The organism is Streptomyces sp. NPDC017940 (assembly GCF_044328435.1).
In the GTDB taxonomy this organism is placed as follows: domain Bacteria; phylum Actinomycetota; class Actinomycetes; order Streptomycetales; family Streptomycetaceae; genus Streptomyces.
Genome location: NZ_JBIRHJ010000010.1, coordinates 123352 through 142934 on the forward strand (window position 1 = coordinate 123352; position 19583 = coordinate 142934).

The 19583-nt window shown below is 73.2% G+C and carries 20 protein-coding genes; 8 read left to right on the plus strand and 12 right to left on the minus strand.

Annotation, left to right across the window (positions count from 1 at the left end; translation table 11 throughout):
• Positions 1-1057: 1057 nt before the first annotated feature.
• From ligA to ACH4DX_RS31260, 4 genes are all read right to left on the minus strand, one after another.
• Positions 1058-3241, minus strand: a complete 2184-nt coding sequence (gene ligA, locus ACH4DX_RS31245) for an NAD-dependent DNA ligase LigA (RefSeq protein ID WP_398157572.1) — start codon at positions 3239-3241, stop codon at positions 1058-1060.
• A gap of 30 nt (positions 3242-3271) precedes the next feature.
• On the minus strand, positions 3272-4297 hold the full coding sequence (locus ACH4DX_RS31250) for a methionine synthase (protein ID WP_398157573.1): 1026 nt from the start codon (positions 4295-4297) through the stop codon (positions 3272-3274).
• An 8-nt stretch (positions 4298-4305) separates the two neighbouring features.
• Positions 4306-4995, minus strand: a complete 690-nt coding sequence (locus tag ACH4DX_RS31255; protein WP_398157574.1) for an SDR family oxidoreductase — start codon at positions 4993-4995, stop codon at positions 4306-4308.
• A 91-nt stretch (positions 4996-5086) separates the two neighbouring features.
• Positions 5087-5626: a TIGR00730 family Rossman fold protein gene (locus tag ACH4DX_RS31260; RefSeq protein WP_398123173.1), complete on the minus strand. Its 540-nt coding sequence runs from the start codon at positions 5624-5626 to the stop codon at positions 5087-5089.
• An 84-nt stretch (positions 5627-5710) separates the two neighbouring features.
• Here ACH4DX_RS31260 and ACH4DX_RS31265 point away from each other — a divergent pair, with 84 nt between their 5' ends.
• The gene (locus ACH4DX_RS31265; protein ID WP_398157575.1) at positions 5711-6043 is read left to right on the plus strand and encodes a DUF427 domain-containing protein; all 333 of its coding nucleotides are present in this window, start codon (positions 5711-5713) and stop codon (positions 6041-6043) included.
• Here the strand turns inward: ACH4DX_RS31265 and ACH4DX_RS31270 are convergent.
• The gene (locus ACH4DX_RS31270) at positions 6013-7053 is read right to left on the minus strand and encodes a GlxA family transcriptional regulator (RefSeq protein ID WP_398123171.1); all 1041 of its coding nucleotides are present in this window, start codon (positions 7051-7053) and stop codon (positions 6013-6015) included. The two genes, ACH4DX_RS31265 and ACH4DX_RS31270, sit on opposite strands and share 31 nt — an antisense overlap.
• Before the next feature lie 94 nt (positions 7054-7147).
• Here ACH4DX_RS31270 and ACH4DX_RS31275 point away from each other — a divergent pair, with 94 nt between their 5' ends.
• Positions 7148-8110, plus strand: coding sequence for an NADP-dependent oxidoreductase (locus tag ACH4DX_RS31275; RefSeq protein WP_398157576.1), 963 nt, complete (start codon positions 7148-7150; stop codon positions 8108-8110).
• A gap of 79 nt (positions 8111-8189) precedes the next feature.
• Here the strand turns inward: ACH4DX_RS31275 and mnmA are convergent, their stop codons facing one another.
• Positions 8190-9335: a tRNA 2-thiouridine(34) synthase MnmA gene (gene mnmA / locus ACH4DX_RS31280; protein WP_398157577.1), complete on the minus strand. Its 1146-nt coding sequence runs from the start codon at positions 9333-9335 to the stop codon at positions 8190-8192.
• Between the two features lie 61 nt (positions 9336-9396).
• Between mnmA and ACH4DX_RS31285 the strand changes: the two genes are divergently transcribed.
• Positions 9397-10119, plus strand: coding sequence for an N-acetylmuramoyl-L-alanine amidase (locus tag ACH4DX_RS31285; protein ID WP_398157578.1), 723 nt, complete (start codon positions 9397-9399; stop codon positions 10117-10119).
• A 170-nt stretch (positions 10120-10289) separates the two neighbouring features.
• Here the strand turns inward: ACH4DX_RS31285 and ACH4DX_RS31290 are convergent, their stop codons facing one another.
• From ACH4DX_RS31290 to ACH4DX_RS31300, 3 genes are all read right to left on the minus strand, one after another.
• Positions 10290-11468: a cysteine desulfurase family protein gene (locus ACH4DX_RS31290; RefSeq protein WP_398157579.1), complete on the minus strand. Its 1179-nt coding sequence runs from the start codon at positions 11466-11468 to the stop codon at positions 10290-10292.
• A 47-nt stretch (positions 11469-11515) separates the two neighbouring features.
• Positions 11516-11836 carry a hypothetical protein gene (locus ACH4DX_RS31295; RefSeq protein WP_398157580.1) on the minus strand — a complete coding sequence of 107 codons (321 nt, stop codon included), beginning with the start codon at positions 11834-11836 and terminating at the stop codon, positions 11516-11518.
• 65 nt (positions 11837-11901) lie between these two features.
• On the minus strand, positions 11902-12054 hold the full coding sequence (locus tag ACH4DX_RS31300) for a hypothetical protein (protein WP_398123165.1): 153 nt from the start codon (positions 12052-12054) through the stop codon (positions 11902-11904).
• 204 nt (positions 12055-12258) lie between these two features.
• On the opposite strand from ACH4DX_RS31300, the gene ACH4DX_RS31305 reads away from it, so the two are divergent.
• Positions 12259-12912: a TetR family transcriptional regulator gene (locus tag ACH4DX_RS31305; RefSeq protein WP_398157581.1), complete on the plus strand. Its 654-nt coding sequence runs from the start codon at positions 12259-12261 to the stop codon at positions 12910-12912.
• A 22-nt stretch (positions 12913-12934) separates the two neighbouring features.
• Positions 12935-13804, plus strand: coding sequence for an alpha/beta fold hydrolase (locus tag ACH4DX_RS31310; RefSeq protein WP_398157582.1), 870 nt, complete (start codon positions 12935-12937; stop codon positions 13802-13804).
• Here ACH4DX_RS31310 and ACH4DX_RS31315 read toward each other — a convergent pair.
• Positions 13776-14867 carry a helix-turn-helix transcriptional regulator gene (locus ACH4DX_RS31315; protein ID WP_398157603.1) on the minus strand — a complete coding sequence of 364 codons (1092 nt, stop codon included), beginning with the start codon at positions 14865-14867 and terminating at the stop codon, positions 13776-13778. The two genes, ACH4DX_RS31310 and ACH4DX_RS31315, sit on opposite strands and share 29 nt — an antisense overlap.
• An 84-nt stretch (positions 14868-14951) precedes the next feature.
• Between ACH4DX_RS31315 and ACH4DX_RS31320 the strand changes: the two genes are divergently transcribed.
• The 3 genes from ACH4DX_RS31320 (at position 14952) to ACH4DX_RS31330 (ending at position 17622) form a co-directional block, all read left to right on the plus strand.
• Positions 14952-15857 (plus strand): LysR substrate-binding domain-containing protein, encoded by a 906-nt coding sequence (locus ACH4DX_RS31320; protein WP_398123161.1) that lies wholly within the window; start codon positions 14952-14954, stop codon positions 15855-15857.
• 119 nt (positions 15858-15976) lie between these two features.
• Positions 15977-16546, plus strand: a complete 570-nt coding sequence (locus ACH4DX_RS31325) for a cysteine dioxygenase (protein ID WP_398157583.1) — start codon at positions 15977-15979, stop codon at positions 16544-16546.
• Positions 16546-17622 carry a YeiH family protein gene (locus ACH4DX_RS31330; RefSeq protein WP_398157584.1) on the plus strand — a complete coding sequence of 359 codons (1077 nt, stop codon included), beginning with the start codon at positions 16546-16548 and terminating at the stop codon, positions 17620-17622. The genes ACH4DX_RS31325 and ACH4DX_RS31330 overlap by 1 nt, the downstream gene beginning before the upstream one ends.
• Positions 17623-17653: 31 nt before the next feature.
• Here ACH4DX_RS31330 and ACH4DX_RS31335 read toward each other — a convergent pair whose 3' ends face one another.
• Both ACH4DX_RS31335 and ACH4DX_RS31340 read right to left on the minus strand, forming a co-directional pair.
• A complete protein-coding gene (locus ACH4DX_RS31335; protein ID WP_398157585.1) occupies positions 17654-18529 on the minus strand; it encodes a thioesterase family protein in 876 nt (291 codons plus the stop codon).
• Positions 18530-18554: 25 nt separating this feature from the next.
• The gene (locus ACH4DX_RS31340; RefSeq protein ID WP_398123157.1) at positions 18555-19232 is read right to left on the minus strand and encodes a trimeric intracellular cation channel family protein; all 678 of its coding nucleotides are present in this window, start codon (positions 19230-19232) and stop codon (positions 18555-18557) included.
• Positions 19233-19583 lie beyond the last annotated feature (351 nt).

Consider the following 19583-nt stretch of genomic DNA (forward strand, 5'->3'; position numbering starts at 1 on the left):
CGGTGGCCGTGCCGACCGCCATCCCGTTCACTGTTCCCGTCACCACGGCGGTGGCCGATTCGGCGGGCGCACCGGCCACCGTTCCCCCGGCCGTCCCGGCCGACGACGTGACCGCCCCGGTCACCGCACCCACTAAAGCTGCCGCACCGGTCGCAGACGCCGTGCCGCCTGCGGACGCCGTACCCACCAGAGGTGCCGCATTGCTCACGGACGCCGCACCCACAGGTCCCGCACCGCCCGCGTCGGGGGCTTCGCCGGGCGCGGGGCACGGCGCGGTGTCCGCGTTCGCGGGTCGCACGGTCGCCGTCGTGTCAACTGTCCCGTTCGGTAAGGCCGATGCGGCGACCGGCCGCGCGGCGCTGTCCGTCTCGTCCTTGCCCGGCCACGGCGCACCGCGCCCGCCCGGGCCCCGTCGTTCCTCTTCGGCACTCGCCGTCACGCCAGCCTCCGCCGGGACCACCGTTTCGCGACATCCGGTTCCCCGCACGGGCACGCGTCGTCCGCCCGGCTCCGGTCCCTCACCAAGAGCCTTACCCCGCGGAGCCGTTGCTTCCCCCTGTACGACGTCATCGGGGCCGGAAACGGCCGCCCCACCCGCCCAGAGGCCCTCGTTCAGGCCAACGCCCGAGGTCCAAGCGCGCTCACGGGGCCGGAGCTCGGGCGTCCCACCGGCCGGTGCGACCCGCGCGTCCCCGGGGTCGCGCACCGTGCCGCCCGCGCGGCCCCGCCGTCCGCCGAGCAGGCGACGCAGGCGCGACCGCAGCCATGAGTCCGGGGCGACGCTCTCGGTCGGTTCCATTCCCGTCCCTCTCACAGCCGGCGATGCCCACGCCACGCGGCGGCACGCGGACTTGAAGATCCTTGGACAGCCACGTCCGCAGCCTTCCCCGGCTCTCGGCAAGCAGGGGCTACCCCATCCGCAGCGGGGCACGGCAGGCGCACACCTCAACAGTAGGCCGCAGAGGGCTTCCACGGGCAGCGGTCGCCGACGGTTGCCCGAATGCGCCCCGGCCACCCGTATGCATCTGATATGCGCTGAACGGGTGGCCTTCAACCGCTATTCTTCGGTCGTAAGTGCGACCTCCCGAGCGGCTTCAGCCCCTTGTTCGAGCAGGACCGCGAAGCCGTCCTCATCGAGCACGGGAACCTTCACTTGCACGGCCTTGTCGTATTTCGAACCGGGGTTGTCACCCACTACGACGAATCCCGTCTTCTTCGAGACGGAACCGGTGACTTTCGCTCCGCGGCTCTGCAACGCCTCTTTGGCGCCGTCCCGCGTGTGGTTCTGGAGCGTGCCCGTGACGACGACGGTGAGGCCCTCCAGGGGACGGGGACCCTCGTCCTCTCCCCCTCCGGCCTCCTCCATCCGCACACCGGCGGCACGCCACTTGCGGATGATCTCCTGGTGCCAGTCCTCGGCGAACCACTCCTTGAGGGACTTCGCGACGATCTCACCGACGCCGTCGGTGTTCGACAGCTCCTTCTCCGTGGCCTGTTCGATGCGGTCGAGGGAGCGGAATTCGCGGGCGAGCGCCTCGGCCGCGACGGGACCCACATGGCGGATGGACAGACCGGTGAGGACGCGGGCGAGCGGGCGCTCCTTGGCCGCGGCGATGTTCTCCAGCATGGCGAGGGTGTTCTTCTTCGGCTCGCCCTTCTGGTTGGCGAAGAAGAAGACCACCTTTTCCTCGCCGGTCTTCGGATCGCGCTTGGGCAGGCCCGAGTTCTGGTCGAGGACGTAGGACTTGATGGGGAGGAGGTCCTCCACCTTCAGGTCGAAGATGTCGCCCTCGTCGGCGATGGGCGGCGTGGCGGGCTCCAGCGGCGCGGTGAGGGCGGCGGCGGCCACATAGCCGAAGTTCTCGATGTCCAGGCATTTACGGCCCGCCAGATAGAACAGGCGCTCGCGCAGCTGTGCGGGGCAGGTCTGTCCGTTCGGGCAGCGGAGGTCGATGTCGCCCTCCTTCATGGCCCGCAGCGCCGTGCCGCACTCGGGGCACTCGGTGGGCATCTCGAAGTCGCGCTCGCTGCCGTCGCGCAGGTCGACGACGGGGCCGAGGATCTCGGGGATGACGTCGCCCGCCTTGCGCAGCACGACCGTGTCACCGATGAGGACGCCCTTGGCCTTGACCACCTCCTGGTTGTGCAGCGTGGCGAACTCGACCTCCGAGCCGGCGACGGTGACGGGCTCCACCACGGCGTACGGAGTGACGCGGCCGGTGCGGCCGACGCCGACCCTGATGTCGACGAGCTTGGTGTTGACCTCCTCCGGCGCGTACTTCCACGCGATGGCCCAGCGGGGGGCGCGTGAGGTGGAGCCGAGGCGGCCCTGGAGGGGGATCTCGTCGAGCTTGACGACGACGCCGTCGATCTCGTGCTCCACGGAGTGGCGGTTCTCGCCGTAGTGGGTGATGAACGCGCGGACGCCGTCGAGGCCGTCGACCACCTTGTTGTGCTTGGCGGTGGGTAGGCCCCACTCGCGCAGCAGGTCGTACGCGTGCGACAGGCAGTCGATGTCGAGGCCCCTGCGGGCGCCGATGCCGTGCACCACCATGTGCAGGGGGCGGGTGGCCGTGATCCGCGGGTCCTTCTGGCGCAGGGAGCCCGCCGCGGCGTTGCGCGGGTTGGCGAAGGGCTTGTCGCCCGCCTCCACCAGGCGGGCGTTGAGCCCCTCGAACTTCTCCATCGGGAAGAAGACCTCGCCGCGGATCTCCACGAGCTCCGGGACGCGGTCGCCGCGCAGGCGCTCGGGGATGTCCGCGATCGTCCGGACGTTGGGCGTGATGTCCTCGCCCGTGCGGCCGTCGCCGCGGGTCGCCGCGCGGGTCAGCCTGCCGTTCTCGTACGTCAGGTTGACCGCGAGGCCGTCGATCTTCAGCTCGCACAGGAAGTGGTGCTCGCCGGTGCCGACCTCCTTGGCCACGCGCTCGGCCCAGGCGGCTAGCTCCTCGTCGTCGAAGGCGTTGTCGAGGGAGAGCATCCGCTCGCGGTGCTCGACGGAGGTGAATTCCGTCTCGTACGCCCCCGCCACCTTCTGGGTCGGGGAGTCCGGTGTGCGCAGCTCCGCATACCGCTCCTCCAGGGCCTCCAGCGAGCGCAGCAGCTTGTCGAACTCGGCGTCGCTGACGACCGGCTGGTCCTTCACGTAGTACCGGAAGCGGTGCTCCTCGATCTGCTCGGCCAGCCGGGCGTGCTCGTCGCGTGCCTCGGCGGGCACCGTGCCTTCCTGTTCGACAGCCACCGTCTCGTCCTCCCGTTGCCTTCAGACCCGTTACTCAGGGTTGTCCGCGAGTGATCTCGCCGCCCGGACGCAGTGGGCGAGCGCCGCGCGGGCGTACACCGGCGACGCGCCCGCGAGACCGCACGACGGGGTGATCGTGACCGACTCCGCGAGTGTCCCCGGATCCAGCCCCAACCTGCGCCACAACGTCCTGACACCCATGACGCTACCGGCAGGGTCTGACAATGGGCCCGCCGTGCCCGGCACGACACCGGCGAACAGCTTCGTGCCCGCCTCGACGGCCTCACCGATCACCTCGTCGTCACGCTCTGTGAGTAGCGCGAAGTCGAACGACACGGCGTCCGCGCCTGCCCGGCGCAGCAGCGCGAAGGGGACGTCGGGTGCGCAGGAGTGGACGGCGACCGGTCCTTCGTGGACGGCCAGGACGTCCCGCAGCGCGCTCTCGACCAGCTGGCGGTCCACGGCGCGGTGCGTGCGGTACTGGCTCGCGGTCCTGATCCGTCCGCGCAGCACGGCGGTGAGCGAGGGCTCGTCGAGCTGGAGGACGAGCTGGGCGCCCGGTACCCGCCGAGCGACGTCGGCGAGGTGGGCGCGCAGCCCTTCGGCGAGCGATCCGGCCAGGTCGCGGCAGGCGCCGGGGTCCGAGAGCGCGGCCTCGCCGTTGCGCAGTTCGAGGGCGGCCGCGAGCGTCCAGGGGCCGACGGCCTGGACCTTGAGCGGGCCCTCGTACCCCTGGGTGAACTCCTCCAGGGCGTCGAGGTCCTCGCCGAGCCAGGACGCCGCGCGGCGCGTGTCGCGGCCAGGGCGGTCGCCGATGCGCCAGCCGCTCGGCTCCACGCGCGCGTACACCTCGACGAGCAGCCCCGCGGTGCGGCCGATCATGTCGGCGCCGGGTCCGCGCGCGGGCAGCTCCGCCAGGTACGGCATGCCGTGCCCGGCGCCCGCTGAGCCCGCCGGTCCCTCGAAGGTGCCGGTGACGGTCCTCGCGGTCTCGCGCGCGTCGCCGCCGGGCATCGAACCGACGCCGGTGGCGCCGCCCCGCGCAAACGTGCTCACTGCCTCGCTCACCGCCCCGGCCGCACCGACAGGTCGTTGACCTCCGCGTCGCGCGGCAGGTCGAGGGCCATCAGGATCGTCGTGGCCACCGACTCGGGGTCGATCCACTGTCCCGCGTCGTACTCCCTGCCCTCCTGCTGGTGCACCTTGACCTGCATGGGGCTCGCCGTGCGGCCGGGGTACACGGAGGTGACGCGTACGCCGTTGCCGTGCTCCTCGTTGCGCAGGGAGTCCGCGAGGGCCTTCAGGCCGTGCTTGGAGGCGGCGTACGCGGACCAGTCGGCGCTCGCGCGCAGCCCGGCGCCGGAGTTCACGAAGATCACGTGGCCTTGCGCGGCGCGGAGTTGGGGCAGGAAGTGCCGGGTCAGCTCGGCGGGCGCGATCAGGTTGACGTTCAGCTGATGGCGCCAGGTCTTGGGGGTGAGTTCGCCGACGGGCCCGAGGTCGACGACGCCCGCGATGTGCAGCAGCGAGTCGACGCGGTCGGGAAGCGTCTGGTGCGAGAACGCCCAGGAGAGCTTGTCCGGGTCCGCGAGGTCGCCGACGAGGGTGCTCGCGCCGGGGTACTCGGCGGCGAGCTCCTTGGCGCGGCCTGCGTCGCGCGCGTGCAGCACGAGCGCGTCGCCGCGCGCGTGGAGGCGGCGGGTGAGGGCCGCGCCGATGCCGGAGCCCGCCCCGGTGATCACATGAGTTGCCATGCGCCCATGGTCGCATTCCGGCAGGTGACGCGGGCGCCTCGGGCCGCGCGGGCGGGCCCGGCGGGCGGTGGCACGCGCGGGCCGCCGGCGGTCAGCGCGTGCCCATGGCCTCTTCCAGGTAGGCCAGGGCGCCCACCGGCTCCTCCGCGAAGAAGACCAGATCGGTCAGGGGCACCGGCAGGAAGCCCTCGTCCTCCATGCGGCGGAACTGCTCCTTCAACCCGTCGTAGAACCCGGCCGAGTTGAGGAGCACCACCGGCTTGGTGGTCCTGCCGTGCTTCTTCAGCTCCAGGATCTCGGTGGCCTCGTCGAGGGTGCCGGTGCCGCCGACCATGATCACGACGGCGTCGGCCTTCTCCAGGAGCAGAGCCTTGCGCTCGGCGAGGTCCCCCGCGATCACCATGTCGTCCACGCCCGGCCTGGCCTTGGCGGCGAGGAAGTCGACCGTCACTCCCACGAGGCAGCCGCCCGCCTCCTGCACGCCGTCCGCCACGACCTTCATCAGGCCCACGTCCGAGCCGCCCCATACCAGCGTGTGCCCCCCTTTGCCGAGCAGCTCGGCGAACTCCCTGGCAGGACGCGTGTAGGTCTCGGGCAGGTCGGCGGCGGAGAGGAAGACGCAGATGTTCATGGCCCCACGGTACGTTCCACCACCGACACTGGAGGAAGGCAGAGCGGCAGCAGCCGCGACAGGACCTCCGGAAGGGGCAGCGTCATGGTCCAGGGACACCGCATCACGGTCGAGCAGGGCACCCAGCACGTGCGCGTGGAGCACGGCGGCCAGGCGGTCGCCGAGTCCACGCGTCCGCTGCTGCTGCGCGAGACCGGCTGCCCGGTGCGCTACTACCTCCCTGCGGAGGACGTGCGCACGGACCTCCTCACCCCCTCCGACACGCACACGTACTGCCCCTTCAAGGGCACCGCGTCCTACTGGTCGCTGCCGGACGCCGCGGACACCGTGTGGGGGTACCCCGATCCGAAGCCCGCCGTCGCCTCGATCAAGGACCACTTCTGCTTCTACGAGGCGCGGGAGATCCCGGCGGCATAGGGCAGCTCCTCCGGCGGGGCGGGCAGGCCCTTCGCGGCCGTGGCGGCGAACGTCCTGCGGTAGGCGGCGGGCGACACGCCGATGACGGAACGCATGTGCTGCCGCAGCGAATTGGCGGTGCCGAAGCCCGCGCGGTGGGCGACCAGGTCGATGGGCAGGTCGCTGCTCTCCAGGAGGTTGCGGGCCAGTTCGAGGCGCTGGGCGGTGAGCCAGCGGCCCGGTGTGGTGCCCACCTCGTCGCGGAAGCGGCGCGTGAACGTGCGCAGGCTCATGCGGGCGTGCCCGGCGAGTTCCCCGAGGGTCAGCGGTTCCTGGAGCCGTTCCAGGGCCCACGCGCGCGTGGCCGCGGTCGTGGCGAGCGTGGGCTCGGGGACGGGGCGTTCGATGTACTGGGCCTGCCCGCCGTCCCGCCAGGGCGGCACCACGCAGGCGCGGGCGACCTGGTTGGCGACGGCGCTGCCGTGGTCGCGGCGTACGAGGTGCAGGCACAGGTCGATGCCCGCGGCGACACCTGCCGATGTGAGCACGTCGCCGTCGTCCACGAACAGCACGTCCTCGTCGACGCGCACGCGCGGGTAGGCGCGCTGGAAGTGCGGGGCCAGGTGCCAGTGGGTCGTCGCGGGGCGCCCGTCGAGCAGCCCCGCGGCAGCCAGGACGTACGAGGCACTACAGAACGACACCAGGCGCGCCCCGGGCTTGATCCGGCCGAGCGCGAGGGCCACCGCCTCCGGGAGCGCGCCGCCGGTCAGCCCCTGGTCGAGGACGCGGGTGGGCGGGATCACGACGGTGTCCGCGCCCTCCAGTGCCTCCGGGCCCGCACCGCCGGTGAGGGAGAAGCCCGCGTCGGTGCGCGCGGGGCGGCCGTCCACCGTGCACACGACGACGTCGTAGAGCGGGTGTCCCGCACCGTCGTGCGCCGCGCCGAAGACGCGCGAGGGGATGCCCAGCTCGAAGGCGTACACGTCGTCCAGGGCGAGGACGACGACGCGGTGCGCGCTGCGGGATGCCATGGCCAGATCCTGTCACATCATGGCCAAACTGCCAGCACCGCGGGCACGCCCGTGGGCGCACGCTGAAGGCCGCTCAGCAGAGAGGACAAGATCAATGAGCCTGCCCACGACCACGACCATGCGTGCCGTCAGCCCGCGCGCGTGGGGTGCCCCCGACGTCCTGGTCCCGGTGGAGGTGGACCGCCCCGAGCCGGGTCTCACCGAGATCCTGGTCGAGGTGCGCGCCGCCGGTGTGAACCCGGTCGACTGGAAGACCCGTGCCGCGGGCGAGTTCGGTACGTGGGGCGACACCCCGGTCCTCGGGTACGACGTGTCCGGCACGGTGGCGGCCGTCGGACCCGGTGTGACGCTCTTCGAGCCCGGCGACGAGGTGTTCGGCATGCCGCGCTTCCCCGAGCAGGCGGGCGGCTACGCCGAGTACGTCACCGCTCCCGCGCGGCGCTTCGCGCGCAAGCCGCGGAACATCGACCACGTGGGCGCCGCCGCGCTGCCCCTGGCCGCGCTCACGGCCTGGCAGGGCCTGATCGAGACGGCGGGCCTGCGCGCCGGTCAGCGTGTGCTGATCCACGCGGCCGCGGGCGGCGTCGGGCACCTCGCCGTGCAGATCGCCAAGGCGCAGGGCGCGTACGTCATCGGGACGGCGCGCGCCGACAAGCACGACTTCCTGCGCGCGCTCGGTGTCGACGAGCTGGTCGACTACACCGCGACGGACTTCGCGGCGGCCGTACGCGACGTGGACGTGGTCCTGGACGGCGTCGGCGGCGCGTACGGCGACCGTTCGCTGCCCGTGCTCCGCCGCGGCGGCCACCTGGTCACGCTCCCCGACCCCGGCGGCCTGCCGGACCCCGACCGGGCGCGGGAACTCGGCGTCCACACCGGCTGGACCGTCGTGGAGCCGGACCGCCACGGCATGCTGGAGATCGCCCGCCTGGTCACCGAGGGCCGTCTGCGCCCGGAGATCGCCGCGACGCTGCCGCTCGCCCAGGCCGCGAAGGCGCACGAGCTCGGCGAGCTGGGCCGCACCCGGGGCAAGATCGTGCTCACGCTCTCCGAGTAGCGGGCGCCCGCCCGCAGGCAACGGCCCGCAGGCATCCCGCCCGTAAGCAACTGCCCGCAGCCGTCCCGCCGGAAGGTGCCTACGCCGGCGCCGTCGCGGCCCGCCGGGTGGTGGCGATCGTCGCCGAGCCCACCACGCGCGTGCCGTCGTACAGGACGATCGCCTGGCCGGGAGCCACCCCGCGCACCGGCTCGGCGAACGTGACGTGCAGGCCGCCGTCGACCGGTTCGGCGGTCACCTCGGTCTCGCCGCCGTGGGCGCGCAGCTGGGCGGTGTAGGTGCCCGCTCCGGTGGGGGCGGCGCCGCACCAGCGGGGCCTGACGGCCGTCAGGGCGGTCACGTCGAGGCCCGCGGCGGGGCCGACGGTGACGGTGTTGTCCACCGGGGAGATGTCCAGGACGTAGCGCGGCTTGCCGTCGGGCGCGGGCGTGCCGATGCGCAGGCCCTTGCGCTGGCCGATCGTGAAGCCGTACGCGCCGTCGTGCGTGCCGAGCCTGTTGCCGTCGGCGTCGACGATGTCGCCCTCCGCCTTGCCGAGGCGCGCGGCGAGGAAGCCCTGGGTGTCGCCGTCCGCGATGAAGCAGATGTCGTGGCTGTCGGGCTTCTTGGCGACGGCGAGCCCGCGGCGCTCGGCCTCCGCGCGGATCTCGTCCTTCGTGGTGAGCGTGTCGCCGAGCGGGAACATCGCGTGCGCGAGCTGCCGGTCGTCCAGGACCCCGAGGACATAGCTCTGGTCCTTGGCCATGTCCGAGGCGCGGTGCAGCTCGCGCGTGCCGTCCTCGTCCACGATCACCTGGGCGTAGTGGCCGGTGCAGACGGCGTCGAAGCCGAGGGCCAGGGCCTTGTCCAGGAGCGCCGCGAACTTGATCTTCTCGTTGCAGCGCAGGCACGGGTTCGGGGTGCGCCCCGCCTCGTACTCGGCGACGAAGTCCTCGACGACGTCCTCGCGGAAGCGCTCGGCGAGGTCCCACACGTAGAACGGGATGCCGATCACGTCCGCCGCGCGGCGGGCGTCGCGCGAGTCCTCGATGGTGCAGCAGCCGCGCGCGCCCGTGCGGAACGACTGCGGGTTCGCCGAGAGCGCCAGATGCACCCCGGTCACGTCGTGCCCGGCCTCGGCGGCCCGGGCGGCGGCGACGGCGGAGTCCACGCCGCCGGACATGGCGGCGAGGACACGGAGCGGGCGGCTGGTGCGCGGCGGTGCCGACGGGGTCTGCGAAGTCATAGCCCTACCAGGGTACGGGTCCGCGGGAACCGGACGCGCGTGCGTGAGCGTTGAGGATTACATGGGGGAAGAGGACACCTCGAACACGGCAGGCGCCGGGAGCGCGCCGGGCTCCGGGAGCGCGGGCCCCGGCCCGGCCAGGCGCGCCCTGCTGCTCGGCACCGTGGCCGCCGGCGTCGGAGCCGTCGTGCTCGTCCACGACGAGCTCGGCGACCTGTGGGGCCGCAGGCCGCGGGTCTCCAGGCCGCGCGAGGACGGCGTGGTCGACGCCCGCGGCGCCCAGTGGACGGCGGCCTCGGGGGCGAACTGGCGCCGGGCGGACCGCCCCGCCGACTACGACATCGACCGCGTCGTCATCCACGTCGTCCAGGGCGGGTACCGCACGGCGCTGCGCGTCTTCAAGGACCCCGGGCACGGCGCGGCCACGCACTACGTCGTCCGCAAGGACGGGCACGTCGCCCAGATGATCCGCGAGCTCGACGTGGCCTTCCACGCGGGGAACCGCTCGATGAACGAGCGCAGCGTGGGCATCGAGCACGAGGGGTTCGTCGACGAGAAGTCGTCGTTCACAGCCGCGATGTACGCCTCTTCGGCACGGCTCACCGCCGGGATCTGCCGGCGGTACGACATACCGGTGGACCGGGAGCACATCATCGGGCACGTGGAGGTGGAGGGGACGGATCACACGGACCCGGGACCGCACTGGGACTGGGAGCGGTACATGCGGCTTGTGCGGCGGGAGCGGGACCGGAGGCCCGCTCGGGCCACGGGTACGCCCGCGTAGCCCCTTACCGGGGCGCGTGAGCGCGTGGGTGCGGGTGGGGGCCCGGCCGGGAGCCCCCGTGCCCGCCCTTCCCGATCCTGGGGCTCCGCCCCGGACCCCGCTCCTCGAACGCCGGAGGGGCTGGACATGCCAAAGGGGCCGGACATGCCGGCGGGGCTGGACACAGGCGGCTAGCTCAAGCCCGCCGTGCGGGCCCTGTCCACCGCCGGGCCGATCGCCTTCGCCACCGCGTCCACGTCCGCCCGCGTCGACGTGTGGCCGAGCGAGAAGCGCAGGGTGCCGCGGGCCAGGTCGGGGGCGGTGCCGGTGGCGAGCAGGACGTGGCTCGGCTGGGCGACGCCCGCGGTGCACGCGGAGCCCGTGGAGCACTCGATGCCCTGGGCGTCGAGGAGGAGCAGCAGCGAGTCGCCCTCGCAGCCGGGGAAGGTGAAGTGGGCGTTGGCGGGGAGGCGCCCTGCCGGGTCCGGGTCGCCGCCGAGGAGCGCGTCGGGGACGGCGGCGCGCACGGCGGCGACCAGTTCGTCGCGCAGCGCGCCGATCTCCCGCGCGAACCACTCCCGCTGCTCGGCGGCGACCCGCCCGGCGACGGCGAACGCGGCGATCGCGGGCACGTCCAGGGTGCCGGAGCGCACGTGGCGCTCCTGACCGCCGCCGTGCAGCACGGGTACGGGGCTGTGGGCGCGGCCGAGGAGCAGCGCGCCGATGCCGTAGGGGCCGCCGATCTTGTGCCCGGACACGGTCATGGCGGCGAGCCCGGAGGCGGCGAAGTCGACAGGGACCTGCCCGAAGGCCTGTACGGCGTCGGCGTGCAGCGGCACGTCGAACTCGGCGCAGACGTCAGCCAGTTCGCGTACCGGCTGGAGCGTGCCGATCTCGTTGTTGGCCCACATGACGGTGGCGAGCGCCACGTCGTCGGGGTTGCGGGCGATGGCCTCGCGCAGCGCTTCGGGGTGCACCCGGCCGTGCGCGTCGACGGGGAGGTACTCGACGGTGGCGCCCTCATGCTCGCCGAGCCAGTCCACGGCGTCGAGCACGGCGTGGTGCTCGACGGGGCTGGCGAGGACCCGGGTGCGGGGCGGCCCGCCGTCCCTGCCCGCGCGCCGCGCCCAGTACAGGCCCTTCACGGCGAGGTTGTCGGCCTCGGTGCCGCCGGAGGTGAGGACCACCTCGCTGGGGCGGGCGCCGAGCGATTCGGCCAGCGTCTCGCGGGCCTCCTCGACGGTGCGTCGCGCCCGGCGGCCCGCCGCGTGCAGCGAGGAGGCGTTGCCGGTGACGGCGAGCTTGGCGGTCATCGCCGAGATCGCGTCCGGGAGCATCGGAGTGGTCGCGGCGTGGTCGAGGTAGGCCATGGTGGCCACGATTCTACGAGCCGTGGACGGCGGGCCCGACCTCGCGGTCAGAGCGTGAGACTCCAGGACACCGTGTCGTCCATGGACATCAGCGTGACCAGGACGACGAGGTCGGCCACGCCGAGGCCGAGACCGAGGAGCGCGCGGCCGCGGCGGGCCGTGCCGCGCCACAGCGCGATCGAGGCCAGGACGATGGCGATCGGGCCGAGGACGATGTTCAGGACGAGCAGTCCGACGAGACCGAGGACGAAGGCGGCCACGGCCATGCCGTCGGTGTCCCGGCGCCCGGTGGGCCGTGTGGCGGTGGGCCGCGTGGCGGCGGGCCGTTCGTCCGTGTCCCGGTCGGTTGCCGGAGCGGTGAGTTCCATGGTGCGACTCCTCAGGGGTGGATCGGGCGTCGTACGCAACGGATGTGTCATACGGGACGGACGTGTCAGCGGTGGCGTGCGTGGCGCTCCCGCACCGTGAAGATCAGCAGCCAGGCGCCGATGACGGCGGCCATGACGAGCGTGACGGGCAGCGGTGCGTGCGCCACGGTCCCCATGGCGACGCCCAGGAGCAGCAGTGCGGCGACGAGGAACAGCATGGTGCGGATGCCTCCCGTGGGTCACAGTGCACGACATTTCGGTGAACGATTGCGGTGCTAAGTCGGTGAACGATTGCGGTGCTAAGTCGGTGAACGATTGCGGTGCCAAGTCGGTGAACGACTGTGGTTACAACTGTTCACTGACTATGCAGTCTACTCGTTCCGCGGCTTCCGAAACTCGGAGAACAGTTGTTGACTCATGGCATGAGTCACACCCTCGACGATCCGGCCCCGGCCCCGGGCGCCCGGCAGGCCCAGAAGCTCAGGACCCGGCAGGCACTCCTCGACGGGGCCCTGCGGCTGCTCGCGGAGCAGAGCCTGTCCAGCCTCGGGCTCCGCGAGGTGACCCGCGCCGTGGGAGTGGCACCGACGGCCTTCTACCGGCACTTCCGCGACACCGCCGACCTGGGCGCGGCCCTGGTCGACGAGGCCCTCGGCAGCCTGCACACGACACTCGTCGCCACGCTCGCGGCGACCGGTGACGGCGAGGAGCGCATCGCGGCGGCCGTCGAGCTGATCGTTGCCTACGTACGCGCGTACCCCGCACACGCCCGTTTCATCGCGCGGGAGCGGCACGGCGGCGTACGCCGGGTGCGCGAGGCCATAGGCGCGCAACTGGCGCTGTTCGCGCGGGAGGTCGCCGCCCAGTTCGCCAGGGAGCCGGAGGCGGCGGGCTGGAGCGAGGACGATCTGCTGATGCTCGCCCGGCTGTACGTGGACCACATGGTGATGACGGCGTCCGCGCTCCTGGAGACCGCCGACACGGAACCGGTGGCGGACACCGCCCGCAGACAGCTCCGCCTGGTGGGCCTGGGACGCCGCCACTGGCTCGACACACCGCCCTCGACGAACCCGTAAGGGGCAACTAGCCTCTACGGTCATGACGAACCTCCCGTCCGACTGGCGGCTCCCCGAAACGTTCGACTCCTCGTCGGGCGCCGTTCGCTGGGCCGCGCTCGGTCCTGCGGGCGCGCCGCCGGTCGTCCTGGTGCACGGCACGCCCTTCTCGTCGTACGTCTGGCGCGGCGTCGCCAGGGCCCTGGCCCGCGACCACCGCGTGTACGTGTGGGACCTGCCCGGGTACGGCGCCTCGGAGATGCGGGCCGGCCAGGACGTCTCACTGGCCGCGCAGGCGCGGGTCCTCACCGAACTCCTCGCGCACTGGGGCCCGGCCGGAGGGACCGAGCCCCCGGCCGTCGTCGCCCACGACTTCGGCGGCTGCGTGGCGCTGCGGGCCCATCTGCTGCACGGCGCGCGCTACACCCGGCTCGCCCTCGTCGACCCGGTGGCCCTCGCGCCCTGGGGCTCACCCGCGTACCGGCTGCTCGGCGCGCACGCGGACGTCTTCGCCCAGCTGCCGCGGGGGCTGCACGAGGCGATGGTGCGGGAGTACGTCGGCTCCGCGAGCCACCGCGGGCTGCACCCCGCCGTCCTCGACCGGCTCGTGGCGCCCTGGTGCACACCTGCGGGGCAATCCACTTTCTACCGGCAGATCGCGCAGAACGACCAGCGCTTCACGGACGAGATCCAGAACAGGTACGGCGAGTTGGCGCTGCCGGTCCTCGTCTGCTGGGGCACCGAGGACACCTGGATCCCGGTCGCGCGCGGCCACGAGCTCGCCGGTCTGGTCCCCGGCGCCGAACTGCGCCTGATCGAGGGCGCGGGGCATCTCGTACAGGAGGACGCGCCCGCGGAACTCACGGCGGAGCTCGGCCGTTTCCTCACTGCGGGCCCTCGTACAGGTCACTGACGGCCGCGGCGGCCCGCGCCAGCTCTTCGCGCACCTCGGGCGGCGAGAGGACCTCGACGGCGTCGGAGAAGGCGAGCAGGACGCGGGCGGCACGCACCTCCTCACAGACGAGGCGCACGGTGACCCACTCCCCCGCGCCACCGCCGTCCCCGACGCCGCCCGCGCGGCCCCAGCCGCCCTGGACGCCCGCGCGGCCCCCGCCGCCCGCACCGCCCCCGCCGCCCTGGACGCCCCCGCCGCCCTCGGCTCCCTCGGCTCCCTCGTCGACCAGTTCCGTCAACGTGCCCGCGTGCAGCCGCAGAAAGCGGCCGAAGCGGTCGCGGCGCACCCGGGCCGTGACCTCGATCCCGCCGGTGCGCCGCTCCACCTGCCGCTTCAGGAGCTGCCAGATGTCGGCGAGTTCGACACCGGGGCGGCGGCGCACGGGCTCGTCCGTGAGCCGCGCCGCGCGCACCCGGTCGGCGCGGAAGAGCCGCGGCTGCCCGTCCCTGTCCGCCACGAGGTACCAGACACCGGCCTTGGACACGAGGCCGTAGGCATCGAGGGTGTACTCCCGCTCGGCGTCCGCGCCGCTGTGCACATAGCGCACGCGCAGCCGCCGGTCGGCGAAGACCGCGTCCTGGAGCGTCTCCAGGTGGTCCACGGGCAGTCCCGCGCCGGGCCCGCGCTCCCACCGCGTGGCGTCGACGAGGATCCGCCGCCTGGTCAGCTCGGCGGCCGGCCGGTGCGGCGCGGGCAGCGCCGCCATCACCTTGCGCAGGGCGGAGCCGATCGCCGCGTCCAGGCCGAGGGCCGCGTGGGCGCCCTGCGCGGCGAGCACGAACAGGGCGCGGGACTCGTCGGCGGTCAGACCCGTGACGTCCGTGCGGTAGCCGTCCAGGAGCGCGATGCCGCCGTGCCTGCCGCGCTCGGCGTACACTGGGACACCGGCCGTGGACAGCGCGTCGACGTCGCGGTAGATGGTCCGCACGGACACTTCGAGACGCTCGGCTAGCTCGTGCGCGGGCACGCGGCCGCGGGTCTGGAGCAGCAGCAGGACGGAGAGCAACCGGTCGGACTTCACGAGGAACAGGATCGCCCGCGTCCGCATCCAGAAGCGACGGAAAAGGCCGGTCAGCTGTTCCCAAATTCTGCTTATGATTCGGACGTGTTCGACTCCCGGCACATCAGGTCCTTCCACGAAGTGGTCCGCACCGGTTCGTACTCCGCGGCGGCCCGCTCGCTCGGCTATACGCAGCCCGCGATCACCCAGCAGATGAAGGCGCTCGAACGGTCCGTGGGCACGGTCCTGTTCACCCGGGTCGGTCGGCGCATGCGGCTCACCGAGGCTGGCGAGGCGCTGTCCCGGCACGCCGGGGTGATCCTCGGCAACATCGACGCGGCCCAGCAGCAGATGAACGCGATCACGCGGCTGCGCACCGGCCGGGTGCGGCTCTGCGCCTTCCCGAGCGCCACCGCCACGCTGATACCGGAGGCCCTGGCGCGCCTCGCCCGCGCCCACCGCGGCATCCGCGTCGAGCTCCAGGAGTACGAGCCGCCGGAGTCCCTGCAACGCCTGGTGCACGGCGACGCGGACGTGACGCTCGCCTTCACCTACCCCGGCCTGCGCGAGGAGGTGCCGGACGAGGTCGTCGAGGTGCCGCTGATGGAGGACCAGCTGACGGTCCTGATGCCCACCCGGCACCCGATGGCGCGCCGCCGCTCGGTGCGGCTCGCCGATCTCTCCGACGAGCGCTGGATAGCGGGCTGTCTGCGCTGCCGCGCCAACTTCCTGCACGAGTGCGCCGAGCAGGGCTTCGCCCCGGACATCGCCTTCACCACCGACGACAACCTCGTCATCCAGAGCCTCGTCTCGGAGGGGCTCGGCATCGCGATGATGCCCGGACTGGTCCTGAACTTCCTGTGCCACCGCTCCGTCACCGGCCGCCCGCTCGACCCGGCGTCCCGGCGGCAGGTGTCCGCGTACGTGCTGCGGGAGCACCTGCGCATCCCGGCCACCGCGCTGGTGCTCGACGAGTTGAAGGCGGTCGCGGCGAACCGGGTCGGCTGCTGACCACGACCCGCCGCCCGAGGGCCGCCCAGGGCCCACCCGTCCAGCCATAAGCACTTTTTCGGGTTCCGCGAAGAAACTGTCGTTGGACGTGATGGATGATCCGGGCCGACGCTGCCCGTATGACCACCCCCACCGCGCACACCAGGACCCGCACCACGGAGCGCCTCGACGCGCTCGTCACCGACATCCGCGCGGCCGTCGGCCGCGGCCTGCCGCCGGACCTGACCGCGTACCTGGTGGGCGAACGCCTCGCGCCGCACCTCGGCGCCGCCGACCTGCTCACCCCCGAGCAGCGCGAGGGCGACCCGGAGCGCTACCGCCAGCACCTGCTGCACGCCGAGAGCGACGGCAGCTTCTCCCTGGTCGGCCTGGTCTGGCTGCCTGGTCAGCGCACCTCGGTGCACGACCACGTGTCGTGGTGTGTGACCGGCGTGCACGAGGGCGAGGAGCACGAGCGGCGCTACCGCCTCGTCCCCGCGGCGGGGCCCGGCACCGCCGCGCACCTCGTCGCCACCGAGGACGTGGTGAACCCGCAGGGCGCGGTGTGCGGTTTCGCGCCGCCCGGGGACATCCACCGGGTCTGGAACGCGGGCGCGGGGCGCGCGATATCGCTGCATGTCTACGGCGCGGACATCGCGCGGCTCGGCAGCAGCGTACGCCGCGTGTACGACCTGCCGGCCGACCGCTGATGGCCCTGCTCGGCCAGCGCCCGCAGAAGCCGGCGCCGGCGCCGGCGCGGATCGCGCGTGTACGCGTACGGGCCGCGGGGCCCTGGCCCGGTCTCGCGCTGGCCGCCGCTGGTGTCGCCGTCGCCGCGGGGATCCACCGGCTGGTACCCGGTGTGCCGATGCTGACGGTCGCCGTCGTCCTCGGGCTGGCCGCCGCGCAGCTGCCCGGGGCCCGGGTGTGGGCGGGCGGCCGGGCGCGGCCCGGGCTCACCTTCGCGGCGAAGCGGCTGATGCGGGTGGGTGTGGTGCTGCTCGGCCTGAAGCTCAGCCTGCGCGATGTGCTCGGGGTGGGCTGGGGGACCGTCGCGATGGTCCTCGTGGTGGTCGCTGCGACGTTCTTCGGTACGTGGTGGCTCGGCCGGAAGCTCGGGCTCCCCGGCGACCAGCCGCTGCTCATCGCGACCGGCTACTCGATCTGCGGGGCGTCCGCGATCGGCGCGGTCAGCGACGTCTCCCGCAGCGAGGAGCGGGACACGGCCGCGTCGGTGGCCGTGGTGACGCTCTGCGGGACGCTGGCGATCGCCGTCCTTCCGCTGCTCCAGGGTCCTCTGGGGCTCAGCGACGCGGAGTTCGGGCGCTTGGTCGGGGCGAGCGTGCACGACGTGGGGCAGGTGGTCGCCACCGCGCAGACCGCCGGGGGTGACGCCCTCGGGGAGGGCGTGCTCGTCAAGCTGATGCGGGTGGCGATGCTCGCGCCGCTGGTGGCGGGGTTGGCGCTAGCCGTGCGGGCCCGCGGCGCGCGGGGAGCAGGGGGCGCGGGGGCGCCGGGTGAGCGGCGGCCGCCGCTGGTGCCGCTGTTCGTGGCCGGCTTCGTGGCGATGGTCGCCGTCCGCAGCACCGGGTGGCTGCCGGGCGCCGTCCTCGACGGGGCCGCGGTGGCTCAGGAACTGCTGCTCGCCGCGGCCCTGTTCGGGCTCGGCAGCGCGGTGGACCTCCGGTCCCTGGTGCGTACCGGGGGGCGGATGGGGCTCGTGGGGCTGTGTGCGTGGATCGTGGTGGGCGGGGTGTCCTATGCGGGGGTGTGCCTGACCGGCTGAGGGGCGGGGGCCGTGTCCGGGGCGGTGCGCGTCAGGTGAGGCGGGCCCGGGCCAACTGGCGGGACTGGGCCACCAGGCGGTCGGTGGAGTCCCAGACCTCGGCGTCCTCCTCCAGGAAGCCGCCGGCGAGGTTGCGGGTGGTGATGGCGACACGCAGCGGCCCCGGCGCGGGTCGCGCGCGGACGTGGACGGTGAGTTCCACGGTCGGCACCCACCCGGTGAGCCCCATCTCGAACGCCGTCGGCGGCAGCGCGTCCACGGCGAGCAGCAGCGACAGCGGATCAGCGGGGCGCCCGTCGGCGAGCCCGAACCACGCCCGCATCTCGCCCCTGCCGGAGGGCTGCCCGAGTGCCCAGCCGAGCGTCGCCGGGTCCAGCTTCAGCCACAGCCGGTCGGCGATCGCGGACGATCCCGGCACGGCCCGCTGGTCGGCAGGCGCGTCGTCGGCGCCGAAGCACTCCTCGGGCGGGGGCATCGCCGGGGGCTTCGCCGATGTGCGTACGTCGTCGGGCAGCGCGTCGAGGTCTCCGTACGAGGCGAGCACCCGCAGCCGCTCGACCTCGCCGCCGTCGGCGTCGAACTGCACGAGCGAGGCCTGCCCGGTGGACAGGCCGCGCCCGGTGCGCACGGTCTCGGTGCGTACGCGTGCCGGTCCCGGTTCGGACGCGGTCAGGTAGTGCGCGGTGATCGTGAACGGGTCGGGGTGCGGCAGCGCGTGCGCGAGGGCGCGGCCGACGACCGCGAGGAGGTAGCCGCCGTTGACGGCGTTGACGATGGTCCAGCCCGCGGAGAGGTCGGCGTCGTGGACACCGGGCTCCCGCTCGGTGACCGCCGTGTCGCGGTCGAACTCGCTGTCCCCCACCGTCGCGCGCGCCGTCGGCGCCGTGACTGTCTCCGTGTCCGCCATGGCAGCAACGTACAACACAAAACTACTAAGCGGTAGCTTTTTCTTCGGTCGGTTCCTCCGCCGACGAGCGCCGGTTCCAGGCGCGCGGGGCCCGCCAATGGTAGTGCAGGGCGAGCAGCCGCAGGACGAACGCGGTCACGACGGCGAGCACCGTGGTGAGGCCGTTCAGGACCTCGAAGCGGATGGACAGGGCGACGATCGCGGCGCCGACGACGGCGGGCACCGCGTACAGGTCGCGGTCCCAGCGCACCAGGGACGGCACCTCGTTGGCGATGATGTCGCGCAGCACGCCGCCGCCGACCGCCGTGGCGAGGCCGAGGGTGGCGGACGCGGTGAGGCCGAGTCCGTAGTCGTACGCCTTCGTGGTGCCCGTCACGCAGAACAGGCCGAGGCCCGCCGCGTCGAAGACGTTCACCGCGAACTGGGTGCGTTCGACCTGCGGGTGCAGGAAGAAGACGAGGAGGGCGGCGAGCAGCGGGGTGAGGAAGTAGCCGAGGTCCGTGAAGGCGGCCGGGGGTACCGCGCCGATCACCAGGTCGCGGAAGAGGCCACCGCCCAGGGCCGTGACCTCCGCGAGTACGGCGATGCCGAAGACGTCGAAGTTCTTGCGTACGGCCAGGAGGGCGCCGGAGATCGCGAAGACGAAGATGCCGACGATGTCCAGGGCGTGCTGGACGGACGGGTTGAACAGTTCCAGAAGCACGCACCATTGTCCCCCGCCGGGGGCCGTCCCCCTTCAGCGCCTCCGGGGCCCGCCGCTCGCCCCACCGGAGGGCTTGCCCTTCCCCACCCACCCGCCCTCACACCGCGCTGACGCGCTCGCCCTCAATCGCCGGACAGGCTTTTTCCCCCACCCACCCGCCCTTCATCGCGCTGACGCGCTCGTCCTCAATCGCCGGACGGGCTTCTTTCCCCCGTCCACCCTTCATCGCGCTGACGCGCTCGTCCTCAAACGCCGGACGGGCTTCTCCCCCCGTCCACCCTTCATCGCACTCGCGCACTCGTCCTCAAACGCCGGACAGGCTTCTTCCCCACCCACCCGCCCTTCATCGCG